The organism is Neobacillus paridis (assembly GCF_016765675.1).
GTDB lineage: Bacteria > Bacillota > Bacilli > Bacillales > Cytobacillaceae > Neobacillus > Neobacillus paridis.
This window is the reverse complement of sequence record NZ_JAESWB010000086.1, coordinates 1-639: the sequence shown is the minus strand read 5'-3', so window position 1 is coordinate 639 and position 639 is coordinate 1. Positions and strand designations below refer to the sequence as shown.

Genomic DNA, 639 nt, shown 5'->3' with positions numbered 1-639 from the left:
TGAAGGCACTCGCCATCTGGGAAAAGTTCCTTGGCACCGGTCATACCAGAACGGCTGTAGCGTATGACAACATCGGATCGCTGCTAGAGGATCAAGGCAGCTACGTCGAGGCAATGAAGTACCACTTAAAGGCGCTGGCCATCAAGGAAAAGGAGTTCGGCACCGACCATCCCGATACCGCCACAACGTACAACAACATCGGCATGCTGCTAAAGCAGCGGGGCAAGCATGCCGAGGCGCTGGAATACCTGCTCAAGGCGCTCGCCATCCTGGAAAAGTCATTCGGTGCCGACCACGCCAACACCGCCGCGGCGTATGACAACATCGGATCGCTACTGCATGAACAAGGCAAGCATGCCGAGGCCCTGGATTACTTGCTCAAGGTAGTCACTATCAGGGAAAGGATGCTCGGCACCACCCATCCCCGCACCCTCACGTCTCGCCGCACCCTGCAATTGCTGCTGGAGGAACAAGGCCTGCATGCTCAGGCCCTGGCCTACTTTCGCAAGGCCCTCGCCGACGCGATCGCTATCGGCAATGACGCAGAGGCAGCGATATATCAGCGCTATATCAATGCCGTGACAGGCACCAAGCGGCGGTCCTGAGCGTGGTTCCCGGCCGAGGCCTTTCAATGGAAGG

Annotated in this window: 1 protein-coding gene; it reads left to right on the top strand. The window is 58.4% G+C overall.

Features of this window, described 5'->3' with window-relative positions; translation table 11 throughout:
• Positions 1-605, top strand: a 605-nt coding sequence (locus JK635_RS05990) for a tetratricopeptide repeat protein (RefSeq protein ID WP_202653076.1), incomplete at its 5' end; no start/stop codon positions are given.
• Between the last annotated feature and the right edge of the window lie 34 nt (positions 606-639).